22 protein-coding genes and 1 pseudogene are annotated in these 22570 nt (G+C 64.0%); 8 read left to right on the plus strand and 15 right to left on the minus strand.

Going from position 1 to position 22570, the window contains the following annotated elements; genetic code table 11:
* Positions 1 to 140: 140 nt before the first annotated feature.
* On the minus strand, positions 141 to 362 hold the full coding sequence (locus D2T30_RS13185) for a hypothetical protein (protein ID WP_128187708.1): 222 nt from the start codon (positions 360 to 362) through the stop codon (positions 141 to 143).
* A gap of 138 nt (positions 363 to 500) precedes the next feature.
* A pseudogene (locus D2T30_RS13190) lies at positions 501 to 658 on the minus strand (IS5/IS1182 family transposase); the annotation flags it as partial.
* A 295-nt stretch (positions 659 to 953) separates the two neighbouring features.
* Between D2T30_RS13190 and D2T30_RS13195 the strand changes: the two are divergent.
* Positions 954 to 3344 carry a glucose/quinate/shikimate family membrane-bound PQQ-dependent dehydrogenase gene (locus D2T30_RS13195; RefSeq protein WP_164884302.1) on the plus strand — a complete coding sequence of 797 codons (2391 nt, stop codon included), beginning with the start codon at positions 954 to 956 and terminating at the stop codon, positions 3342 to 3344.
* A gap of 287 nt (positions 3345 to 3631) precedes the next feature.
* On the opposite strand, the gene D2T30_RS13200 is transcribed toward D2T30_RS13195, so the two are convergent.
* The 8 genes from D2T30_RS13200 to D2T30_RS13235 form a co-directional block, all read right to left on the minus strand.
* A complete protein-coding gene (locus D2T30_RS13200) occupies positions 3632 to 4648 on the minus strand; it encodes an ABC transporter ATP-binding protein (RefSeq protein ID WP_128209237.1) in 1017 nt (338 codons plus the stop codon).
* 7 nt (positions 4649 to 4655) lie between these two features.
* Positions 4656 to 6245, minus strand: coding sequence for an ABC transporter permease (locus D2T30_RS13205; protein ID WP_241651269.1), 1590 nt, complete (start codon positions 6243 to 6245; stop codon positions 4656 to 4658).
* Positions 6246 to 6252: 7 nt separating this feature from the next.
* The gene (locus D2T30_RS13210) at positions 6253 to 7236 is read right to left on the minus strand and encodes an iron ABC transporter substrate-binding protein (protein WP_128209238.1); all 984 of its coding nucleotides are present in this window, start codon (positions 7234 to 7236) and stop codon (positions 6253 to 6255) included.
* A 284-nt stretch (positions 7237 to 7520) separates the two neighbouring features.
* Positions 7521 to 8189 carry a response regulator gene (locus D2T30_RS13215; RefSeq protein ID WP_128209239.1) on the minus strand — a complete coding sequence of 223 codons (669 nt, stop codon included), beginning with the start codon at positions 8187 to 8189 and terminating at the stop codon, positions 7521 to 7523.
* On the minus strand, positions 8186 to 9559 hold the full coding sequence (locus tag D2T30_RS13220) for a sensor histidine kinase (RefSeq protein WP_128209240.1): 1374 nt from the start codon (positions 9557 to 9559) through the stop codon (positions 8186 to 8188). The genes D2T30_RS13215 and D2T30_RS13220 overlap by 4 nt, the downstream gene beginning before the upstream one ends.
* Positions 9560 to 9634: 75 nt before the next feature.
* Positions 9635 to 9847, minus strand: coding sequence for a hypothetical protein (locus tag D2T30_RS13225; protein WP_128209241.1), 213 nt, complete (start codon positions 9845 to 9847; stop codon positions 9635 to 9637).
* Positions 9848 to 9877: 30 nt separating this feature from the next.
* On the minus strand, positions 9878 to 10399 hold the full coding sequence (locus D2T30_RS13230; protein WP_128209242.1) for a hypothetical protein: 522 nt from the start codon (positions 10397 to 10399) through the stop codon (positions 9878 to 9880).
* Positions 10400 to 10471: 72 nt separating this feature from the next.
* On the minus strand, positions 10472 to 11395 hold the full coding sequence (locus D2T30_RS13235) for a carbon-nitrogen hydrolase family protein (RefSeq protein WP_128209243.1): 924 nt from the start codon (positions 11393 to 11395) through the stop codon (positions 10472 to 10474).
* A gap of 204 nt (positions 11396 to 11599) precedes the next feature.
* Between D2T30_RS13235 and D2T30_RS13240 the strand changes: the two genes are divergently transcribed.
* Entirely contained in the window at positions 11600 to 11920 is a 321-nt protein-coding gene (locus D2T30_RS13240) for a type II toxin-antitoxin system RelE/ParE family toxin (protein ID WP_128209244.1), read from the plus strand.
* A gap of 17 nt (positions 11921 to 11937) precedes the next feature.
* On the opposite strand, the gene D2T30_RS13245 is transcribed toward D2T30_RS13240, so the two are convergent.
* A complete protein-coding gene (locus D2T30_RS13245; protein WP_128209245.1) occupies positions 11938 to 13671 on the minus strand; it encodes a recombinase family protein in 1734 nt (577 codons plus the stop codon).
* Between the two features lie 112 nt (positions 13672 to 13783).
* Positions 13784 to 13987 carry a hypothetical protein gene (locus D2T30_RS13250; RefSeq protein ID WP_128209246.1) on the minus strand — a complete coding sequence of 68 codons (204 nt, stop codon included), beginning with the start codon at positions 13985 to 13987 and terminating at the stop codon, positions 13784 to 13786.
* A 398-nt stretch (positions 13988 to 14385) separates the two neighbouring features.
* On the opposite strand from D2T30_RS13250, the gene D2T30_RS13255 reads away from it, so the two are divergent.
* On the plus strand, positions 14386 to 14745 hold the full coding sequence (locus D2T30_RS13255) for a helix-turn-helix domain-containing protein (protein WP_128209247.1): 360 nt from the start codon (positions 14386 to 14388) through the stop codon (positions 14743 to 14745).
* Entirely contained in the window at positions 14742 to 15281 is a 540-nt protein-coding gene (locus tag D2T30_RS13260; RefSeq protein ID WP_128209248.1) for an ImmA/IrrE family metallo-endopeptidase, read from the plus strand. Before D2T30_RS13255 ends, D2T30_RS13260 begins: the two co-directional genes overlap by 4 nt.
* A gap of 587 nt (positions 15282 to 15868) precedes the next feature.
* Here D2T30_RS13260 and D2T30_RS13265 read toward each other — a convergent pair.
* The 3 genes from D2T30_RS13265 to D2T30_RS13275 all read right to left on the minus strand — a co-directional run bounded on the left by D2T30_RS13265 (position 15869) and on the right by D2T30_RS13275 (position 18559).
* Complete coding sequence (locus D2T30_RS13265; RefSeq protein ID WP_128209249.1) at positions 15869 to 16933, minus strand: 3-deoxy-7-phosphoheptulonate synthase; 1065 nt, start codon at positions 16931 to 16933, stop codon at positions 15869 to 15871.
* Positions 16934 to 17187: 254 nt separating this feature from the next.
* Complete coding sequence (locus D2T30_RS13270; protein ID WP_128209250.1) at positions 17188 to 17487, minus strand: DNA -binding domain-containing protein; 300 nt, start codon at positions 17485 to 17487, stop codon at positions 17188 to 17190.
* An 88-nt stretch (positions 17488 to 17575) separates the two neighbouring features.
* A complete protein-coding gene (locus D2T30_RS13275; protein ID WP_164884303.1) occupies positions 17576 to 18559 on the minus strand; it encodes an IS110 family RNA-guided transposase in 984 nt (327 codons plus the stop codon).
* Between the two features lie 1449 nt (positions 18560 to 20008).
* Here D2T30_RS13275 and D2T30_RS13280 point away from each other — a divergent pair.
* The 4 genes from D2T30_RS13280 (at position 20009) to D2T30_RS13295 (ending at position 22154) form a co-directional block, all read left to right on the plus strand.
* Positions 20009 to 20752 (plus strand): DNA methyltransferase, encoded by a 744-nt coding sequence (locus tag D2T30_RS13280; protein ID WP_128209252.1) that lies wholly within the window; start codon positions 20009 to 20011, stop codon positions 20750 to 20752.
* Between the two features lie 79 nt (positions 20753 to 20831).
* A complete protein-coding gene (locus tag D2T30_RS13285) occupies positions 20832 to 21122 on the plus strand; it encodes a hypothetical protein (protein WP_128209253.1) in 291 nt (96 codons plus the stop codon).
* Between the two features lie 242 nt (positions 21123 to 21364).
* Complete coding sequence (locus D2T30_RS24135; RefSeq protein WP_128209254.1) at positions 21365 to 21586, plus strand: transcriptional regulator domain-containing protein; 222 nt, start codon at positions 21365 to 21367, stop codon at positions 21584 to 21586.
* Entirely contained in the window at positions 21543 to 22154 is a 612-nt protein-coding gene (locus D2T30_RS13295; RefSeq protein ID WP_241651270.1) for a DUF2285 domain-containing protein, read from the plus strand. Before D2T30_RS24135 ends, D2T30_RS13295 begins: the two co-directional genes overlap by 44 nt.
* The last annotated feature ends 416 nt before the right edge of the window (positions 22155 to 22570 follow it).

Here is a 22570-nt window from a genome sequence, read left to right on the forward strand (position 1 = left end):
GGTCGTCGTGATCTTGGCGGCAGTGATGGTCTCTGTCGTCGGCATGGCAATGATCTCCATAGAGAAAGTGGGCGTCTCGACTCTTCCAGAGCCAGAGGCGCAAGTCTCCTCCTCATGGGATCTTGACATGAATCGGTGGATCAGGCGGACGTCATGACCGAGCGCCTGCAACTCTCGCGCCCAGTGTGCGACGTGGCACAGGCCTCCATGGCAACAATGCATGGCGGAACCGCAGACATGAAGGCCAGAAGGCGCGTGCGCGGCAGCCGCTTCCTGGTGATCGCGCGACCTTTTGCATTGGCGGCATGGACCTGGAAAACGCTCTTGGCCAGATCAACCCCGACTATGGTAATATCTTCCATGGACACCCTTCCTCTGTGGCGATTTCGACATCACCACCTTGGCACATAGCGATGCCGTCGGCCGGTGGTGTCCACTCCATCAGAACTGGATGGCATTCGTCGGGAAAACAGTCCCTGAACTGTTTTCCGATTCTTCTCATCGCTGAATACCAGCGATCGCCCGTTGCCCCGGTTCTGGGGCTGTGCCGCGCCATGTCCCTGTCCAGCCAGATCAGCAGAGATCCGCGCCGCTTCAGCGCATCATTGTAGGACTTCCAGTTCGTCGTCCGGTAGCTGGCAGGCTCGGGCTTAGTCATGCCGGAAGACTAACCACATGGATTCGCCGTGAGAATCCTGCTTGATGGCGACTTCTGCGACAATGCCAACGCCATCCCAACGGACAAAAAGTCGCACCATGCGGTTGCGCTAACATCACAGGCAAGTTACTTATGCCCGCAAGAGCAGTCGGCGAAATGCCAACAACCCGGACCGATCCTCGCGCGAAAATGGGGATGCGTTTTCGATGCCGCGTTCTTTGTCACGGCAACCCATATCCGGCCCTGGCGCCACGCGGCCTGCGCCGCAAACACAACGACACAAGGAATATCCATTATGGTGATCTTTATTGCCGCTTTGTTTGTCCTGACCGGGGCGATCCTCGGAGCGGGTGGCATCTGGCTGATCGTTCTGGGTGGAAGCCCCTATTACGCGGCCGTGGCTGTCGGTTTTCTGGCAACGGGCTGGCTGTTGTACCGGCGGCGCGCCTGCGCACTGGTCGTCTACGCGATCACCCTGTCCGCGACGCTTGTCTGGGCGATATGGGAAGTCGGCTTCGACTGGTGGCAGCTTGCGCCGCGCGGCGGGCTTCCGGTGCTGCTGGGCCTTGCGCTTCTGCTTCCGGCCGTGCGCCGGCGGCTGACCGGCGACAGCCTTGTCGGCCCGGCGAACGGGGTTCCGTTCCTGGCGCTGGCCGGTGCCGTGGCGGCGACGATCGTCGTCGCGGGCTATTCTATGCTGCAGGTGCCCTCGACCATCCGGGGACAGCTTACGCGCGACGTGGCCTTCCAGATGCGCGACGGACAGGCCAATACCGGCAACGAGGCGGGGGCCGGGGAATGGCATCAATATGGCCGCACCGGATTCGGCCAGCGGTGGTCGCCGCTCGACCAGATCACGCCCGCGAATGTGAAGGATCTGCAAACGGCGTGGGAATACCGCACCGGCGACGTGAAGCGGCCCGACGATATCGGTGAAACGACCTATCAGGTCACCCCGATCAAGATCGGCGACAGCCTATATGTCTGCACGCCGCACAACATCGCGATCTCGATCGACGCGCGCACCGGCGGGGAAAACTGGCGTTTCGACGCGAATTCCGGCCTGAACCCGGACCGCCAGCACCAGACCTGCCGCGGCGTGACCTGGTGGGAGGCGCCCGCCGCCGCGCCAGCGGGTGCGACGCCCGAACAGGTGGCGCTGCATGCCCGCGCGCTGGCCGAATGTCCCCGCAGGGTCTACCTGCCCACGGCGGATGCGCGGCTCATCGCGCTCAATGCCGATACGGGCGCGGTCTGCGGCTTCTTCGCCGACAATGGCACGCTGCACCTTGAGCAGGGGATGGAGTTCAATCCGGCGGGTTACTACTATTCGACCTCGCCGCCCGTCGCGACGCAGGGCAAGCTGATCATCGGCGGCGCCGTCAACGACAACTTCTCGACCGAAGAGCAATCGGGCGTGATCCGCGCCTTCGACGTGGACAGCGGCGCGCTGATCTGGAACTGGGACAGCGCCAATCCCGACAGCACCACCCCGATCGACATCGCGGGCGGCGAGACCTATACGACCAATTCGCCCAACAGCTGGTCGGTCTTCAGCTATGACGAAACGCTTGGCCTGATCTACATCCCGATGGGCAACCGCGTTCCGGACCAGCTCGGCATGGGACGCACCCCGGCGGTGGAGGAACATTCGTCCTCGATCGTCGCGCTGGACATCGAAATCGGCCGCAAGCGTTGGGTGCGCCAGACGGTGCATCATGACCTGTGGGACATGGACGTGCCCGCGCAGCCGGTGCTGATCGACCTGACCCGCGACGGCGTGGTGGTGCCCGCGCTCGTCGGGCCGACGAAACAGGGTGACCTGTGGGTACTCGACCGACGCACCGGCCTGCCGCTTTCCCCGCGCGAGGAACTGCCCGCGCCGGGCGGCGCGATCCCCGAGGATTTCTCCTCCCCCACGCAACCGATCAGCAAGCTGACCTTCCGGCCCGACATGCTGCGGGATGAGAACATGTGGGGCATCACGGTTTTCGATCAACTCTGGTGCCGCATCCGGTTCGAGCAACTGAACTACGACGGGCAATATACGCCGCCTTCGCTGAGCGGCACGCTGGTCTATCCGGGCAATTTCGGGGTGTTCAACTGGGGTTCCGTCGCGGTCGACCCGGAACGGCAGATCATGTTCGGCATGCCGACCTACCTGCCGTTCATCTCGCAACTGGTGCCCCGCGCGCAGATCCCCGAACGCGCCCCCGGCGAAACGGCGAGTGAACTGGGCATCAACCGCAACGAAGGCGCGCCCTATGGTGTCAAGATGGGGCCGTTCCTCAGCCCGCTTGGCGTGCCCTGCCTCGCGCCGCCATGGGGCTTCGTCGCGGGGGCCGATCTGCGCAGCGAAAGCGTGGTGTATCGCCAGAAGAACGGCACCACCCGGGACATGACGCCGCTTCCGCTGAAGGTGAAGCTCGGGGTTCCGGGCATCGGCGGGCCGATCGTCACGCGCGGCGGGGTCGCCTTCCTTGCGGCTGCGGTCGATGATTATCTGCGTGCCTATGACGTGACGACCGGCGATCAACTGTGGGAAGCCCGCCTGCCCGCAGGCGGCCAGTCCACCCCGATGACATATGAGGTGGACGGCGCGCAGTATGTGGTGATCGTCGCGGGCGGGCATGGCTCCGTCGGGACGAGACCGGGCGATTACATCATCGCCTACAAGCTGCCCTGAATCCGCAAGTGGTGGCCCGCCGGGGTCGCCACTGCCTTCAAGGCGGGTGCGGCGGCCTGCCTCCTGCAATGTCCATTGGTGGCATGCCTGTCGATCACGGAGGCAACTCGGTTTCTCTGACAAGCGTAGCGAGGGAGGTGAGTGTCAGCACGCGGAGTGCTGGCCCCAGCCATCGGGGAGAGCCTGCCGAGTTACCGGCAGGGACTGGGTGGCTGCACGTCGGTATGGGATTTCGCGATCGCTCCTGACGATCTGGCGGCGCGCTTACAGCGGACGAATTTGCTGATTCAAGAGCGGGCGATACAATGAATATCTCCGGCAATTCCGATCACGACAGGGGTTCCCTCTTCCAGCCGGGGGCCACGCATGACGTCGACCTGCACATTGGTTCCGGCGCAATTGATCCAATAGGTGGAGTCATGCCCCTTGAACTCTACCGTCGAAACCCGCCCCGTTGCCGCTTCGCCCGCTTGTGGCAGCCATAGCTGCAGATGTTCCGGACGGATCGACAGGGTAGCTGGACCATCCGGTGCAGCGATCTGCAATGTGCCGAGCGGCGTGTCGCAGACCCCGCCCATGACCATCCCCGTGAGCAGGTTTGCACGCCCCAGAAAGGTTGCAACGAAAGTATCGGCCGGACAATCGTAAACCTGCTGCGGCGTCCCGGTCTGAAGCAGGCGCCCCTCGCGCATTACCGCGACACGATCGGCGAAGCTCAGAGCCTCTTCCTGATCATGGGTCACGAAGACGATACCCATTCCCGCCGCCTTCAGCAGGTGCCGGATCTCGCGCCGGGTTGCCCCGCGCAAGGCGGCATCAAGGTTGGAAAAAGGCTCGTCCAGCAGAATGAGCCGCGGGCCCGCCGCAAAGCTGCGCGCCAGCGCCACGCGCTGCTGCTGGCCCCCCGACAGTTCGTCAGGATAACGGCCTCCGAACCCCGTCATTCCCACCATGTCCAGATAGCGGTCCGTGGCATCGGGGCCGCCCTCGCGAACGCCGAACAGGATGTTCTGCGCCACGGTCATGTGGGGAAACAGCGCATAGTCCTGAAACACCATGCCGATGCCGCGCAGCTCGGGTGGCAGCCCGCTGATGTCGCGCCCTGCAAGAAGAACCTGCCCGGCATCCTGCGCCTCGAACCCGGCGATCATCCGCAGCGTCGTGGTCTTGCCACAGCCCGAAGGACCGATGAGGGCAAGGATCTCGCCCTGCGCAAGGTCGAAGGACACTCCGTCGACCGCTGCCGGGCCTTGCGCGGCGTAACGCCGGGTCAGATTGCGAACGGAAAGCAGGGAATGGGTCATGGAAACCTCATCTGGCCGTGGCCCCTTCATATTTCAGGATGAGACAGACGAAAAACGCCGCGAACAGGATGATGGCCAGGGCGAAGGGGGCTGCCTCGGCCATCATCCCTTCGCTGGTGCGGCCAAAGACATTCATCGCCAGCGTGCGCCAGCCGGTCGGGGCCAGAAGATGCGCGATCGGCAGTTCCTTGACGACCATGATGAAGACCAGCAGGCCCGAGGCCACCGCCGGCCGGCGCAGCCGTGGCCACACGACCTTGGCGAAGGCCCGCGCGGGGGAAATGCCCAGAGAACGGGCTGTCTCTTCCTGTCGGGATCCTATCTGCATCAGCGCCAGCCGAAGCGGCACAAGGGCCAGCGCCAGGAAATGGATCGCATAGGCAAGAATGAGCAGCGCAAGGCTCTGATACAGGAACGGGGCCGTTCGCAGGGCGAAGAACACCAGAGCCAGCGCGAAGGCCAGCCCGGGGGTCGCATAGCCCAGATACGCCAGCCGGTCGATCATGGTTGCCAGCGGCCCCGGATGACGCAAGGTCAGCAGCGCCACCGGCAGGGCGAGCGCAACGGCGAGAACCGCCGCCGGAACCGCCGTCGCCAGCGAACCGAGGGCGGTGCGGCCAAGATGGAGAAGGTTCATATCCGGCAGCCCAAGCCGCATCCAATGACCCAGCACCATGAGCGGCAGGCCCAGAGAGGCCAGCGCCACCAGCGCGACAAAGCCCCCCGCCGCGTGGCGCCAGCGCCCCAGCGGCACCGGCCGTGACCGCCGCGCCGTGCCGGTGCCGGTCCTGGCAAAACGGCGATTGCGTGACAGGACATGCTGCGCCAGCAGCGCGGCCCCGGTCAGTGCCATCAGCATCAGCGACAGCCAGGCGGCATAGACCCGGTCGAACGCCCCGGCATACTGGGTGAAGATCGCGGAACTGAACACATCGTAGCGCATCAGCGAGACCGCGCCGAAATCGCCGATCACATAGAGACCCACCACGATCCAGGCTCCCAGCAACGCCGGCCAGAGCTGGGGCAACAGGATCTGCCGGAAGATCGCGGCGCGTGTACGGCCGAGGCTCTGTGCCGTTTCCTCGAGCGCCGGATCCATGCCGAGAAAGGCCGTCCGAAGGTTCAGGAACAGGTAGGGAAAGGTGTAAAGCGCCAGCGCCAGTCCCGCGCCCCAGAGCCCGTGCAGAGACGGCAGCGAAAGGCCGAACCAGTGTCGCGCGAAGCCGTAGTAGCCCGACAGACCCAGCAGCGCATAGGCCATTACATAGCCCGGAACCGCCAGCGGCAGCGCCATCAGGAACGTGACGAGGCCCTTGTGACGCAGATCGCTGCGCGTCACCAGCCAGGCCATCGGGAGCGCAACCAGCGTGGCAAGGCCCAGCACCACGACCACCAGCTTCAGCGTATTGCCCAGCAATGTCAGGTTGCGCGGCCGGATCAGGATCGCGGCCAGTTGCGCGGGATCTGCCTCCAGCGCGTGCAGGATCAGATAGACGACAGGCAGACAGGCGGCCAGCCCCACCGCGAGGGCCGGCAGGATCAGCACCAGCGGGGCGCGGGATCGCCGCGCCCCCTGTCGGGAAATCGAAGCGCTCACCTGCGCCTCAAAGCAGCCCGACTTCGCGCAGCAGCGCAAGCGTGCCCTCCAGATCTCCGATCCGGTTCACATCGACCTTCGGGCTGATCGTGTTGATCGTGTCGAGGCTTTCCAGCGTCACGGCCGGAATGATGCCGCTGCGCACCGGATATTCGTTGCCTTGCAGCGAGATATATTGCTGGGCGGCGGGCGAGAGCAGGAAGTCGATGAACTTCTGCGCATCCGCCTTGCTGTCGCTGGCCCCGATGATGCCCGCACCCGCGACAAGCACCAGATTGCCGATGTCACCCGCATCGAAATGGGTCTGGTCGACCGGGTAATCGGCGTCCGCGGCCGTGTAGCGGCCAAGGTAGTAGTTGTTCACCAGACCGTAATCGACCTCGCCATTGGCGATCGCCTCGATCTGGGTGCCATTGTTGCGATAGACCTTGGCCTCGTTGGCGATCATGCCCTCCAGCCAGGCTTTCGCGGCCGCATCGCCCTCGGTCAACCGGAAGGCGGTGACAAACGCCTGGAACGAACCATTCGTCGGAGCCCAGGCCACGCGGCCCTTGTATTTCGGGTCGGTCAGGTCCTTGACGCTGGCGGGCAGATCACCTTCCTGCACACGTTCGGTCGAATAGACCAGCGTCCGTGTGCGCCCGGAGGTCGCCACCCACTTGTTCGCATCGCTGCGGAACGCCTCAAGAACCGAGGCGTTCACTTCCGCCGGCAGATCGGCAAAGACCGGAACCAGCGCGCCAAGAGCGCCCGCGTCCTGCGCCCAGAACACATCGGCGGGTGTGTTCGCCCCTTCCTCCAGCAGGAGCGTGGCCAGCTCCGCGGTGCCGCCATAACGGACCTCGGCCTTGAGCCCGGTTTCCGTTTCGAATTGCGCGATCAGCGGCGCGACCAGCGCCTCGCCACGACCGGAATAAATCGTGATGGTATCCGCCGCCGCCGATACCATGCCGACTGCAAGGCCGAACCCGGCCAGAACGAAGGTCTTCATATGCGTTTCCTTTCCGCATTGGCCCGGTCACCGGACGGACAGCGTCCGACCGGCGCGCCGCGCCGCGAGGCGACGGCGGAGCCATGGATTTCCAGTTGGGACACCGTGCGGCTCGACGGACACACCCCGTCTGGCTGAAACCGGCCAGGCCCCAGACCGGCCGGTCATGTCGTCCCGGTCCCGGCGTGGGAAGAAGTCCGGCACCGGATGCTTCCCTGATAGTTGACAAAATCGCTCGGCAGAATTGGCCTAAGACCATTGCCCGGTCGCATCGGACCAAAGTCCTACAGATCGCCCCGCTTCAGCTCTCCCCGCAGGATCATCGCCGCTTCCGTCCGGTTTCGCGCATGCAGCTTTTGCAGGATATGCGTCATGTGATGTTTGACGGTCTTTTCCTGCATGTCATGCCTGCGCGCGATTTCCTTGTTGGACAGGCCCGCCGCGACGAGTTCCAGCACCTGTTCCTCGCGCGGGGTGAGCTGCGCCAGAAGGCGCCCGCGTTCGCTATCCGCCGGATCGTGAGACGGCGCTTCGGCGTCCATCCGTATTTCCGACAGGATGCGGGCGGCAAGCTTCGGCGCGACATAGCTTTCGCCATGCGCGATGTCGCGCACCGCTTCGACCAGCGCCCGGCTGCCCAATCCCTTCAGGATATAGCCGCGCGCTCCGGCCCGGAGCGCGCGCATGACATCCTCATTGTCCTCGGATGCCGTCAGCACCGCCACCGGCAACTCGGGTTGGGCGCGCCGTATTCCGTCCAGCGCGGTCAGCCCGCCACCCGGCATCGACAGGTCCAGCAGGACCACGTCGGGCGTCAGTCTCGCGGCGAGGTCCATCGCCTCCTCCGCCGAGGCCGCCTCACCGCAGACTTCGAGATCGCCCGCCTCCGCCAGCGTCAGGGCAAGCCCCCGGCGAAAGATCGGGTGATCGTCGGCAATCAATATCCGGATCATGGCATGTCCTCCTCCGTTCGGCCCGGCAGGCGCATGGTGACGGTGGTTCCCATACCTTTCCGGCTGCGCAGGTCAAACTGTCCTTTCAGTCCCGCGACCCTCTCGCGCAGTCCGAGCAGGCCCAGACCATCCGTCTCCGCTTCCACGTCGAAGCCCGAGCCCTCGTCGCGGGCGACGACCTCAATACCGTCCCCCATGCGTCGCAACGCAAGGTCCACCCTTGTCCCCGGCGCGTGTTTCGCCGCGTTGTTCAGGATCTCCTGCACGAAACGATAAAGGCAGATCTTGGCGTCGAGCGACATCTCGGGCAGGTCCACGGCCAGCGTCAGATCGACCTTGGCGCCGGTTCGTGCCTCATGCGCGGAAACGAGACGCCTGGCCACTGTTGCCACCGACCAGCCTTCCAATTCCGGCATCGCCAGCCCGCCACAGATGTTTCGGATTTCCTGCATCGCCTCGGCCAGCGCCTGCCGGATCTGTTCCTGCGGGACCGGGCCGGGGCTGTCCAGCCGCAGCGCCGCGAAAGCAAGAAGCTGCACCGGCCCGTCATGCAGTTCGGCCGAGATGCGGCGCAGATAGCGTTCGTTCACATCGGCGATCCGTCGGTTGGCCTGCTCCAGACGCCGGGCCAGTGTCCGGTTCCGCTCCAGCAGCGCCGACAGCTGACCGATCTGGACATCCAGTGCCTGCCTCTGCCGACGGATGACCCGGCTGCCGCGCGCGAAGACCACATAGAGGACCGAGAACATCCCAAGGGATATCGCCCCCACCACCAGCCAGCTGCGCAACCGCGCGCGGAAGAAGTGATCCAGCAACGGGTCCGCGCTGGTGTAGAATTCCGCCACGGCGATCACCTCGCCCGTCACGGCCGACCGGACGGGGCTGTAGACTTCCATCAGGGGATGCTCCCCGAAATCATCTTCTGCATGCGACGAACGTGAAACCGAGGCATGCACACGGCCCGCCAACGCCTCGGACAGGGCGAAATGGACGGGGAATACCCGCCCCACCAGCGCCGGATTGTCGCTGTAGACGATGCGCCCACCCCTGTCCCAGAGCTTGAAGGCCGATATCTCGTCTTGCAGCGCCCCTTGCCGCAGGATGTGCTCCAACCTCTCCCGCGCGCCATCCTCCAGTTCGCCATTCTCGGCCAGGTCCTGAGTGATCGGCGCAATGACCGCATCGACATAGAGCGCCGTCACGCCCCCGGCGTTTTCGGTCACGCCCTCCTCGATCTCCGCGGTGACCCATAGGCCCATCAGAAGCATTCCGACCACCAGAACGACACCCGCAGTCAACACGAACTGGGCAATCAGGTTGGTCGGCCGGTCCAGTATCTGGAGGGATATGGTTTGCTCGTTCAGGGGCATCGCCGATCCGGCATTTCAGAGGGATTGAGCCGATATTTGCACGAACCGACAGCACAAGGGAAATAAAGGAGCGCTTCAACTACATTCCGGGCTCCAGAGGGGATATTCGGCTTGCGCGATACTTTCGCACCGATCGGCCGGGGCGCGCAGCGGGGAGACAGAGGGCGATGTGACGCGGGCGCACCCCATGAGCATCCCGGCCAGAACGATGCACAGATGATCGCCGTCGACCTCGAACGCCAGTTCATCTCCGACGACGAGCCCGGCCGATCCCCTGCCTCTTGCCATTGCGCCGATCCTTCACGAGGTGCTGCAGGTTCAGGATGGCGGCGAAACCGCTGGCCTCGGAGGCCACGTGTTTTCCGAGGCGGTCATCAGCCGGTCGATCGCGGCGGAATCCCCGCCCGCGACACGGGCGATGCTGCGTCCGAGCATGGTCGACAGATCGGCAATGACCCCGGATGCCCGGTCGATGTCCTGATCCTTCAAGGCTTGAGTGACCTCGCCGGTGCAGAGCGAGGCGAGTTCGTCAAAGAACGCCATCACGCTTCCCCCCTCTGCATTCGTATCCGGGGCAATCCGAAGTCCATCCTGTCCTGGATTGCGAGCATGTCGTTGGGGTTTCGCGCCGACGCTCCCGCTGGCATGTTGCCCGTGATTGTTGATGGCTGCGCCATCCTTGGCGTGATCGTCTTTGGTGGCTATGCTCACCTTGAACGCCGGGTTATGATTGCGGCGTGGCCGTCTCGCATGGAAGGTCCAGTTGTCCGGGCCGTTCAGATTTTCGCAGTCAACGTTGATCTGGCGCTTTTCAAGGGAGCTCCATCCAGATTGGAGCATGTCATGCCTGCCGAGTTGGAGGCGGGCATGAATGTTCCCATTGCGGTTGGCTGTGACAGTGCGCCGCCCTTGTCAGCTTTGAAACTTCACCGTCTGCTTGGTGCGCTCATCGACGTTCAGCGAGAATACATCCGGCCGCGCGTAATGCCCGACAACATCGAAATCATAGCGCGCACGCACAATGTCGGTCAGGTCGATCCCGGCGGTCAGCAGGCCGGTTTCGTTCCTCAGCGGGCCTGCAAGAATATCCCCGAGCGGCCCGACGATCACGCTGTTGCCCTGGATAAGCGGGCGCGCGGGGTCCCAATGCGGAACGTCGACACCCAAGGCCGCGGGGGAAGGCTGGACCTGACAGGCGCTGATGACGAACATCCGGCCTTCATGCGCGATATGGCGCATCGAGGCCTGCCAGATATCGCGTTCATCCACCGTCGGCGCGCACCAGATCTGGACCCCCTTTGCGTACATCGCGGTGCGGAGCAGCGGCATGTGGTTTTCCCAGCAGATCGCGGCACCGATCCGGCCGGCAGGGGTCTCCACCACGGGCAGGGTCGAACCATCGCCTTGCCCCCAGATCAGCCGCTCGGTGCCGGTCGGCATCAGCTTGCGATGTTTGCCGACAAGCCCTTCTGCGGGAGAAAAGAAGAGCGCCGTGCAAAACAGACTGCTACCGGCGCGCTCGATCACGCCCACGACCAGATGGGCGCCCGTCCGCTGGGAAAGCTGGGCCAGTTCCCCGGTTTCGGCGCCCGGAACGTCTACGGCATTGTCGTAATAGCGCTCGAATGCCATACGCCCCTCCGGCTGGCGGTATCCCAGATAGGTGCCGAATATCTCGCCCTTCGGATAGCCGCCAAGCAGGGCCTCGGGCATGACCACAAGGCTCGCCCCGGCCTCGCGGATCTGCGTCTCGAACGAAAGGATGTGTTCGAGTGTCGCGGCTTTCCCCTCGGGGGAGGAGCCGATCTGCAGGGCGGCAACGATGGATTTCGACATGGGGGCTCCGAGATGTTGGGAAGGCAGTATCGCCCGATCCTTTCACCTCTGAAACCAGCAATCAATCGTGCTTCGGCGCGATGATGCATTGTTCATCCGTGCGGGATTCCTGTATTTGGTTCAGTGGGTTAGGATTGTGAAATGAGAAAGGCGGTTCCTCCGGCGCATATGGCGGTCCTGTGACGCGGCGATGGCATCAGGTGGGTGACCTACCGCATTCGTTTCCATCCGTGGGTTGCCGACGACCTTGACTGGATTGCCGGGTGGATCTCTGACCACGCCGGTTCGTCCGGCGCGGCAGCGAAGCTCGACGAAATCGAGCAGGTGATTGGCAGCCTTGCGGTGACCCCACACAAGAGGAACAGGCGCGACGAGATTGCACAGGGGCTTCGGGCGATCCCGGCAGGACGGCAGGGTATCATTGTATTCGCGATTGATGATGATGATATTCGGGACGCTCTCATCTATGCTGTAGGTTACGGTGGGTGGATTGAATTCGGCAGAGCAAGGCGCGTAGTTGAGTGACCGTTGCGTGCGAGGCCTCAGTCGGCTATTTCTGGACAGGGTAGGATGATCGCCTTTGATATTGCGAAACAGTTTGTAGATCTTGCCCCCGCAACCATTGAGACCGACAATCCCGCCAACCTATTGGCAGGTTTTGTCTTTTTTGCGGTCTGCCCGCTGTCCCGCCGCTCGATCCAGTTCAGGATCGCGCCGAGTTCCCCATAAAGCACCGCGTCGATCTCGCCCCGGTTCGGGCCTGGTGTGAGCACGATCTTCTCGATCAGCACCCGCATCGTGGCCGCGGCCTCCTGCCGCTCCTCGGGCTGATTCAGCGCCTCGATCAGCCGGGCGATCTTCCTAGCATAGACGGTCGCCGCGCTCGGCAGCATGTCGGGCATGTCCCTCGGGGCATCGGCGAGCAAGGCGGTCAGTTCGTGTTTGCGGGCTTCCAGCCCGGTCATCTTCTCCTTCATCGACGGATGATACATGCCGTCGGCGATGGCCTCGACGATCTGGGCGATCTGCCTGTCGATCTTGGCCAGCTCGTTCTGCCAACCGGCAGTGCTAGCGCGATGCTCCCGGTTCAGCCGGTTGAGCTCCTCGGCATAGCTGCGGACCGCCGCCTCGGCCGCTTCCGGCGTCATCAACCGGTCTTTCAACCCGGCCAGAACCCGGTTCTCCAACTCCTCCCGAGGAATGGTCCGGCTGTTGTCGCATGTGCCTTTGGTCGCGTGGGTCGAGCAGGCGAAGCGGTCGGAGCCGCGAATGGCGTAGGGACCGCCGCAGCAGCCGCAGAACACGAGGCCCGACAGCAGGGTCTTCGGCCGGTGGGTGCCGTTGAGGCGGTTCTGCCGGTGATGGCGGCGCACGCCTTCTCCGACATTGGCATACTTCTCCGAAGTCGCGGCCTGCCGCGTCTTCACCGCCTGCCAGAGGTCGTCGTCGAGGATGCGCAGATGCGGCACCTCGGTGATGATCCATTCGGCTTCCGGGTTGATCCGCGAGACGCGCTTGCCGGTGGACGGGTCTTTCAGATAGCGGAGCCGGTTCCAGACCAGCCGACCGATATAGAGCTCGTTGTTCAGGATGCCGGTGCCGCGCTTCGCATGACCGTGGATCGTGGTGTCGTTCCACGCCCGCCCCTCGGGACCGGGCACCTTCTCGTCGTTCAGCGCCTTCGCGATGGCGCGCGGACTGATCCCGGCGGCGTAGTCGCGGCAGATACGGCGCACCACCTCCGCCTCGGTTGCGTCGATCTCGCGGTCGCCGCGGACGAGTTCGCCCCGATCGCCGATCCGGTTCACCACCTTGTAGCCGAAGCACAGCCCCCCGCCGGATTTGCCCTCCTCGACACGCCCGCGCAGCCCGCGATGGGTCTTGGCCGCGAGGTCCTTCAGGAACAGGGCGTTCATCGTTCCCTTGAGGCCGACATGAAGCTCGGAAATCTCTCCCTCGGCCAGCGTGACGATGGGCACGCCCGCGAACTTCAGGTGTTTGAACAGTGTGGCGACGTCCGCCTGGTCGCGACTGATGCGATCCAGAGCCTCGGCCAGCACGATGTCGAACCGGCCTGCCTGCGCATCCTGCAGCAGCGTCTGGATGCCCGGTCGCAGGATCACGCTCGATCCCGAGATCGCTGCGTCCTTATAGGTGCCGACCACCTGCCAGTCCTCGCGCTTCGCCTGCTCGCGGCAGATGCGGAACTGGTCTTCGATCGAGGCGGAACGCTGCTTCTCGTCGGAGTAGCGGGCATAGAGCGCGACACGCGTCATGGTCGGGTTCCCTGATGAGAATGAGCGGCGGATAGGCTGCGGGGCCGGATATGGCCGGCGGTGCGTAACGCGCTCCGGTCCCGGTCAGACAACCATCCTCGCCGCCGGATCGTCAAGTCCGGTGGGCGGGAGACCGCCGGCGCGCCTCGGCCCGCAACTGGCGTTCGAACTGCTCGCGGGCCATCTGCCGGCCGATCAGCCGGGCCAGCGCAAGGACCGCGTCATCGGCATGCGCCAGGCGAAGCTCGCAAGAGGCTTCGTCATCCCCTGCGGGATGGATATCGATCCTGAGCCTGTTCCGATGTGGCTGCGCCATTGCCGCGCTCCCGTCCGATCCGTGACCGGATCAGAAAGCAGCGCAACCAACCTCGTGGGAAGTCTCAGACTGCCAGCGTGCGGTGAATGGGATACCATGGCGTAGAAAAGGGATGGTTTGCCGCGAGCCCCTTTCTATTCGCTCTTACGAAATATCGCCTCCAGAAGGCCACCTTGTCGAATCGGTTCCGAGCTTGCGAAGGTCTATTAAGAGGCTGTTGCAGTGGCGTTGCGACACCCCCCGGCTGCAGGGCTTCCATATGCGGCTATGGGTTGTGCTGCGGCAGGTCGTGGCGAGCGAGTCCGGATTAACCTGATGGGTTAATTTTTTCATCCTGACAGGTTGCAGTGTCCGGAGTCGAATGCTATATGTAGATGCATCCTGATGGAGGACCACAAATGGCAACCACTGAACTCGGAAAGGAACTGCGTCGCATCAGAATCACCGAAGAAGAACGGCTCATGGATATGGCCGATCGTCTTGGGAAATCCTCGGCTTTCATTTCCGCCCTGGAGCGCGGTTCCAAGAACCCACCTGCTGGCTTCGAGGATACCGTCATCAAGGCATACAACCTGCTTGGTGTCGCTGCGGAAGCGATAAGGAAAGCTGCGGACCGCTCCCGGAAGGCGTTCGTAATTGAAGCAAACAGCCCTCTCGCACGCGACACCGCGAGCCTGATGGCCAGAAGGATGGACACCCTTTCGGATGATGAACTCAAGAGCATCTTCGCAATTCTCACCAAGAAGGACGCCAAATGACGGGGATAGATTTTGTTGTCCCGGCAAGAAGCTGGGACAGCGTTGAGGGGGTCGCAAACGGCCTCCGACGACGGATGGGACTGGAGCATGAGCCTCACCTGCCGGTGATCGAGATCATCGAACTGGTTCTGGATCAACGCCTCGGACTCCTGAATCTGGAGGTCGGTGATCACGACGAAATGGGTGGTGCTGAGGGCCTGACCTGCCCGCACGGGAAGTTCATCATGCTGCGGCAGGATGTCTATGACGGGGCTTGGCGCGGCGAGAACCGGCACAGGTTCACCACAGCGCATGAGCTTGGTCATTGGGCGATGCACACGAACATCTCGATGCAGCGCACGCGCAAGGGCGACGGAACTCCGGCCTACCGACTCGCCGAACCTCAGGCAAACCAGTTTGCCGGCGCGATCCTGATGCCGAAGGTATTCATCGACCCGCACTACGACGATGAAGACGACTTGATGGAGCGTTTCGGGGTATCCCGTGATGCAGCCGCAAACCGGCTTCGTTACCTTCGAAAGAAGGTGGCGGCTTAACGAAAGAAGGCTCAGGTTGGCGCCCGAGCCCTCTCCGAAAATCTGCATCGTGCATGAGGGGCTCGACGATGCCGGGCCGATCAGGCGACGAAGATCAGTCTCCTTGAACAGGGCTGAGTATATAATTCGTCTCACCTGATTTGGCAAGATACGCCCCGCCGAAGGAAACGGAACCGTGGAAAAGCATTCTTTGCCCCCGGCTCCCCCCGGTTATCGGTACATCTTCCGCCCCTGGCGGAAGTGCCCGACGACTGGCCGCCCCCTGTTCGCTCGCGCGTTCGGGAAGCGTGCCTGGCCTCTCCTCGTCCCCGAGTGAGGTCATTTCCTGAGAAGGGGATGGGCGGCCGCGTGCCGCCCATAACCAGAATCATCATGCCATAACAAGGAGTTTCCAAATGGCTAAGGGCACTTTCAAAATCGGTCGTAACGCCGGTACTGGCCGATTCACCACCGTGAAGACCGCGACCCAGAAGAAGACCACTCATGTGGTCGAAACCATCAAGAAGTAACGTCATGAAGCTGGCCCTGTCCTGGGCCAGCTTCTCCCTTGTGCTATCGGGCAATGTGCTCGAGCCACACCCGACGCCTTATGCCGCCTGCCGTTGACCTGCCCTGACCGTCTTGGCGAGACTGTGGAGCATGGCGCGCGTCTCCTCCCAGCCGATGCAGCCATCGGTGATGCTCTGCCCATAGATCAGCGATCTGCCGGGCACCGCGTCCTGACGCCCGGCGACGAGGTTGCTCTCGATCATCACTCCGCGGATGCGCGTCTCGCCCGCGCCGATCTGCGCCGCGATATCCGCGATCACCGCAGGCTGGCGGGCCGGGTCCTTGCCGCTGTTGGCATGGCTGGCGTCGATCACGATGCCGGGGTCCACGCCCGCCTTCGCCGCCGCGGCCGAGACCGCCGCGATATCCGCCGCCGCGTAGTTCGGCCCGGCGCTGCCGCCGCGCAGCACCAGATGGCAATCGCGGTTGCCGGTGGTGGTGGCGATGCCCGCCCGCCCGTCCGGGCCGATCGCCGGGAAGGCATGCGGCACGGCGGCTGCGCGGATCGCGTCGAGCGCGATCTGCACCCCGCCGTCGGTGCCGTTCTTGAACCCGACCGGGCAGGGCAGGCCCGAGGCGATCTGGCGGTGGATCTGGCTCTCGGTGGTGCGGGCTCCGATCGCGCCCCAGGCGATCAGGTCGGCGAAATACTGCGGCATGATCGGGTCGAGGAACTCGGTCGCCGCCGGCAGGCCCAGCCGGTTGATGTCGCGCAGCAGGCGGCGGGCGAGCGGCAGCCCGTCCTCGATCCGGTCGCTGCCGTCGAGATGCGGGTCGGTGGCGAGTCCCTTCCAGCCCACCGTGGTACGCGGCTTCTCGACATAGACGCGCATGACGATCTCCAGCCGGTCGGCCAGCGCCCGGCGCTCGGCCGCAAGGCGCGTGGCATAGTCGAGCGCCGCTTCGGGATCGTGGATCGAACAGGGGCCGACCACGACCAGCAGGCGGCGGTCGCGCCCGGTCAGGATGTCGCGGATCGCGGCGCGCGATCCGGTGACGAGATCCCGAACCGCATCGTCGATCGGGATATCCCGTGCAAGGTCGGCGGGTGAGGGCATGGGGCGCAGATCGGCGATGCGCGGAGTGTCGATCTCGGATGGCATGGGTCTTTCTCTTTGCAAGAGGCCGACCGGGGGACTTGAAACAGAAAAGCCGCCGGTCGAACCAGCGGCTTCGGGGATCAGGTGTGGCGCATGCCTGGCTACACAGCAATCCGCGTCCGCTGGAGACAGCGGAACCAATAAAACGATGCGGTGTAGGTGATGCGATGCGACATGCGCCCCTGCATAAGGGCGACAGACGCGGCTGTCACCTGATTTCTGCGGCGATGCGGACGCCCGCCGCTCCCTCGCTCGCTTCAAGGCTGCCTGAGGCCCGCTTCCTCGACCGCCTGTTCGAGGATCCGCCGATATCCGACCTTCGTCATCCATCTGGCCCGTTCGAGATGGCTTTCCCAGCAGCGCCGGGTCCGTTCGGGCTCGGCGGCCGGATCGCGATGCAGCACGATCTGCGCCACCTCGGTCCAGTCGGCATTCTCGGCGGCAGCGTCGAGCAGGCGCAGGTAGGTTACGAAATGCGCCTCGTCGTAGAGGGTGATGTCGGGGCCGGTCGGGGCCTCGTCGTCGACATCGGGATCGAGTTCGGGCCGGATACGCATCGGTTCGTTTCCCTTCGGAGGAATGGTATCCGCGGTGCGCCCCCGCAAACCATCCTTGCCACCCTGGCGATCGGGAAGCGACTGTATCTCAAGTCAAGCCCGTCACCACGTGATCTGCGCGCCAGGTCTGGTTGGCTTTGATCATCGCGTTGAGGATGACGATGATCTTCCGCATGATTGCAACGATCGCCACCTTGGGCTTTTTGCCGGCGGCCAGCAATCGCTTGTAGATGGATTTGAGGCGGGGATTGTTGCGTGTCGCAGCCCCCATGGTGGCCATGTAGAGAACACGGCGAACGCCGGATCTGCCACCGCCGATCGCTCGATAGCCCTGCTGCTTTCCGCTGTCGCGATTGATCGGGGCCACCCCGACCAGTGCTGCGGCCTGCTTGTCGGTCATGGTTCCGAGCTCGGGCAGATCGGCGATCAGTGTGCGAGCTGTCGTTGCCGCGAAGCCCGGAATGCTTTCGATGATCTCGCGGCGCCGGCGCCAGTCCTCATCCTGCTGGATCATGGCGTCGATCTCGACCTCGACCGCCGCGAGTTGTTTGTCCAGAAACGCCAGCGTTTGCCGGATCATCTGGCTGATCTGGTGCTCGCGCGACTGTTGCTGGCGGTTCAGCTCCTGATTTCGCATGTGGATGATTTGCCGACGTCGAGCACACAAGGCTCTGAAAACATCAGATTTCTGGTTCCCGATCCGGCTCGGCTCCGGCTTCATCATAGCGCCGTAAAGGGCAATGAGACGGGCATCCTGCTGATCTGTCTTGGCGCTGTGACCCGTCGCTTTGGCGAAGTCCCTGATCCACCGCGGATTGATCCGGGCAACAGAATATTCCGCGCTCTGAAGGGCGTTGAACAGCGGTGCTTCCAAGCCGCCGGTTGCCTCCATGACGGTGACTTCGACGTTGGCCGACTTCAGCCAGCGGACCAGTTTGCGGAAACCCGCAGCGTTGTTGTCGAAGCGTTCCTTTACGGCCGCTGGATGCAGAAAGACGTCGAACCAGGCCTTGGACACATCGATGCCAAGGATCTGGCTCTCTGAGAGGATCGGGGTTGCTGCGATGTTCAATATGCCGCTCCTGTAATAGCTGCCCCGACTTGTCAGATGCGATCTCGAAGATCCGGCGACTGTTCGGGCTGAAGGTAAAACAGGTGGGGAGCCACGCTCCCCGACGGCGTCATAGCACCAAGTTAGAAACGGTCTCCCACCTGAGCACCGACATCATTTCGCGGATCGATGTCGAATGCCACGGAGAACATACAAGTTCGAAACCGTGACTAGACGGCCCCATGGCCTTTAGCTCAGAAAGCCTGTTGTATACGCCACAGGCTCCCCGACCATAGGTCAAGGAGTATGGTGCCATCACGGCCGGCACCAACCGCTAGTCAGGGGTTTCGACGCCCCGGAGCAGTGCGTCTGCCCCGCAGGCAATCTAGCCACCGGCAATCGGAATGTCCCGCCGAATCTGCGACATGGAAACTGCCGGGATTCCCCGCCCCGATGCGAGGGCGGCCGGCAAGAGGGGGCCAGGGGCGATCCGTCTGCCCCGCTGCCGCTTCGGGAATGCGGCATTTCTGGCTGTGGGGATGAGGCTCTCAGCCCGCAAGCCATGTGCAACAGGAATTGCGCGTCCTGATCGAAACCCGCCTCTTCATGGTCGAGAGGATCGCATAGCTGCGCGATGGACCGGATCGGTCGCCAGCGCCTATGACCGCTGCTCTCTGCCGGATGCGGCCGCCGGATCGGGAAGGGCTCAAATCCGTGACGCGGATCGGAACTGCCGCCATTGCCCGGCACCAGCAGGTAGCAGGTTCATGCGCGACGCGGGAAATGCCGGGGGCATCACGCTGGCGGAGACCGACAGCTGCCATGACGGAAACCCGCACTTTCTGCGGTCTTATCCAGGTCCAGGTTCCAGTCCGGCCAAAGGAGACCTCGGCTCAGGGCTGGCCGGAATGCACCTCGGCAGAGGCGGGACAGCCCGCGGGGGCAAGGTGTCGTCTCCTGCCTCTGGTTCTGCCAGCTGCCGTGCTCCGGGTGATGCCGGGCTGGTCAGGATGATCGTCTCGTTCCTTCCATGCCAATCATCTGTCCGGCGGGTGCATCGCCGGTCCGGGTTGCCGAGGGCTGATCGCAGGGACCGGGTTCTACGTCTGGCGCAACCGGAGGGGGCCGGAAACCGTCAGCCGTCGGGCTGGCCGGTTCCGATCGCCAGCGCCGCGATCCTTCCTCATTGCCTGACACGGAACCACACCCGTCGCAGCCCCGAACAACTGGCTGGTCTGACCGAAGACCGCCTGCGGCTCGATCCGCCGAACGCAACGTCCCGCCGGTCCTTTTTCCCCGCCCGGGCAAAGCCGGGCTCCTCGCGACCGCTTTGCTGCAAAAAGAACCGGCCTCGGGCCGTCGGGCGCTGCGCTGCGCCCGTTCCGGGTGCGAGGCAGATCGTCTCCGGTCCTTCGACCGCCATCGGGGCCGCGACGGGCGCGGTCCGGTCGAGCAAAAAGGATCACGACGATGGCAACCTTCACCAACACCAGCACCGCTTCCTCCGGTTCCGCCCATCCCCGCCAGCTGCGCGGCGATGCCCCGGCCACCCCGCTCTCCACGCCCCGCAACACCGTCCTGAACGGCGACTGCACCCGCCTGCTGACCGGCATGGAGCCGAACTCGGTCGATTTCATCCTGACCGATCCGCCCTACATCACCCGCTATCGCGGCCGCGACGGCCGCACCGTCGCCAACGACGACAACGCCCGCTGGCTGAAGCCCGCCTTCGCCGAGGCGCGCCGTGTCCTCAAGCCCGGCGGCTTCGCGGTCTCCTTCTACGGCTGGAACAAGGTGGACCTGTTCTTCGAGGCCTGGAAGGCGGCCGGGTTCCGCATCGTCGGCCATCTGGTCTTCCGCAAGCGCTACGCCTCCTCGGCGACCTTCCTGCGCTACGAGCACGAACAGGCCTACCTGCTGGCCAAGGGCAATGTCGCCCGCCCCGAGGATCCGATCCCGGACGTGATCGACTTCCCCTATACCGGCAACCGGCTGCATCCGACGCAAAAGCCGGTCGAGGCGCTGATGCCGCTGATCCGGGCCTTCTCGCAGCCGGGCGATCTGGTCCTCGACCCGTTCTGCGGCTCGGGCTCGACCTTGGCGGCGGCGCAATCCCTCGGTCGCGACTGGCTGGGCTGTGAGCTGAGCGCCGAACATCACGCCACGGCCAGCAAGCGCCTCGCTTCCCGTCGGCAACGCGGGGCGGCGGCATAAGCCGCCCCCTTCCCCACACCGGCAGCCCGCCGACAAGGCGGGCGCCTTCCCCTCCAGCTTCACCGGAAAGGACATCAAGATGCGCTGGATCATCACCACCGATCATTGGGGCAACTGCCTCGGCCTTGGCGAAGCCGCCGACGGCGCTCCCGCCCGCGGCACTCCAGACCAGGGCGACGCCCTGCCGATGGAGTTCCGCCTCTACGACGCCAGCGGCGCGCTGCTCTTCGAAGGCCGCTGCGGCGACATCGACGCCGACTGGTGGCACGGCTACGAGCCGCTGCACTACCTCTGGAACCCGTTCCGCTGCCGCAGGCTGTCTTACCGTCGCGCAGGAACCCAAGCACCGTGGCGCTGGCTCAGGCCCTGATCACCTGAGCATCGACTTGCCGCCGGTCCTTGCGGATCGGCGGTTGCGGTATGGATTCTGCGGCGAAATCCGCACCGCGCGCTGGCAGAATCGCCGAAACAACTATAGGAAGATTAAGTTCCAAAATGATTGCCTTAAGCGATCACGGTATCACCTTCCCGAGTATTCAGAAGCCGCCCCAGGGCGTCCACGCTTTCCATCGGACCATGGCATCGCATGGCCCGTAAGATGGAGACAACGCCATGCTCAGCATAGACTGGCGTGCGTCGGCGGCTTACGATCACACGAAGATCATCCCCGCCGCCGGCTTCGCCTGGGATTATCTGCGTCGCAACGACGACTATCATCGGGATTTCCGCGCCATCGTCCGGAAAAAGGAGCCGAGCATGGATCGGCTGGACGCTTTCACCCGCCGATGGGGTGTACGATTTCCCGCGCGATCCGAACATCCCGCCGGGTCGTGATCCGCCGTTCTGGTCCCCCGATCTCTTCCCCGAAGCCCTGCTGCTCGCCCTGTCGCAATGGGGTGGGGGTGAGGCCGCAGCGCCCGTCACCCTGACGCAGCTTATCGGGCTCGAACTGCGCCGCGTTGGCACCGAATGGCATGGGCTCTGGTCACCTGGCGGTCCCCGCCACCAGTTCTGGCTGACCGAGGCCCCGCCCGGCGCGGCGGCCGACTTCGTCGTCATCCTGCCGCTGGACGCATTGTTCGAGCTGCGCGCCCATGCGGCCCGGCGCATCTGGCGCGCGCTCAACGGCCGCAACCCCGACCCTGTCTTCCACGACATGCCGCCCCGGCTGCGGGAGTTCCACACCCTGTCGGTGCGGGCGCTCGATGCCCGCCAGCACGGCGAGAGCTATCGCACCATCGCCGAGGTGCTGTTGGGATTCCGCGGCGACAAGACCGACTGGGAGAACGATCCGTGCCGCAATCGCGTGCGCCGGCTGGTTGCCCATGCCGATCAAATGATGCGCGGCGGCTATCGCGCGCTCCTGCATTACCCGATCAGGCTTCATGCTCAGCGGCGATAGTCCGCCGTGGTGGAAGGCGCTCATCGTCCGCAGCGCTGGATGCTGCAGGGCGAAGCGAGACTTATAGCCGCCTGATGCGGCTGCGCAGATGTAACGGAATTGATGCCTTGGGCTGAGATTCGGCCTTCGCGGTGTATGCGAGAGATTTGCGGTAGCTCTTGATAAGCGGACATTAGCCTCCTGTTTTGCAAGCGGGAAAGCGCACACCTCGCTAGAGGCCGAGACCAAACGGTAAGACAATCGACACGACCGCTATGCTGCTCACCTCTGGTGACATCAAGTTTTCCAAAGGTTTTTCGCTTCGGATAAAGCGAAAAAGATCTTGGATCGTTCACGACAACGACAACGACAACGACAACGACAACGACAACGACAACGACAACGCCCGCGGGGAACCAGATCATAACTCGTTTGAA

The organism is Paenirhodobacter populi (assembly GCF_004022215.1).
GTDB classification, from domain to species: Bacteria; Pseudomonadota; Alphaproteobacteria; order Rhodobacterales; family Rhodobacteraceae; genus Rhodobacter; species Rhodobacter populi.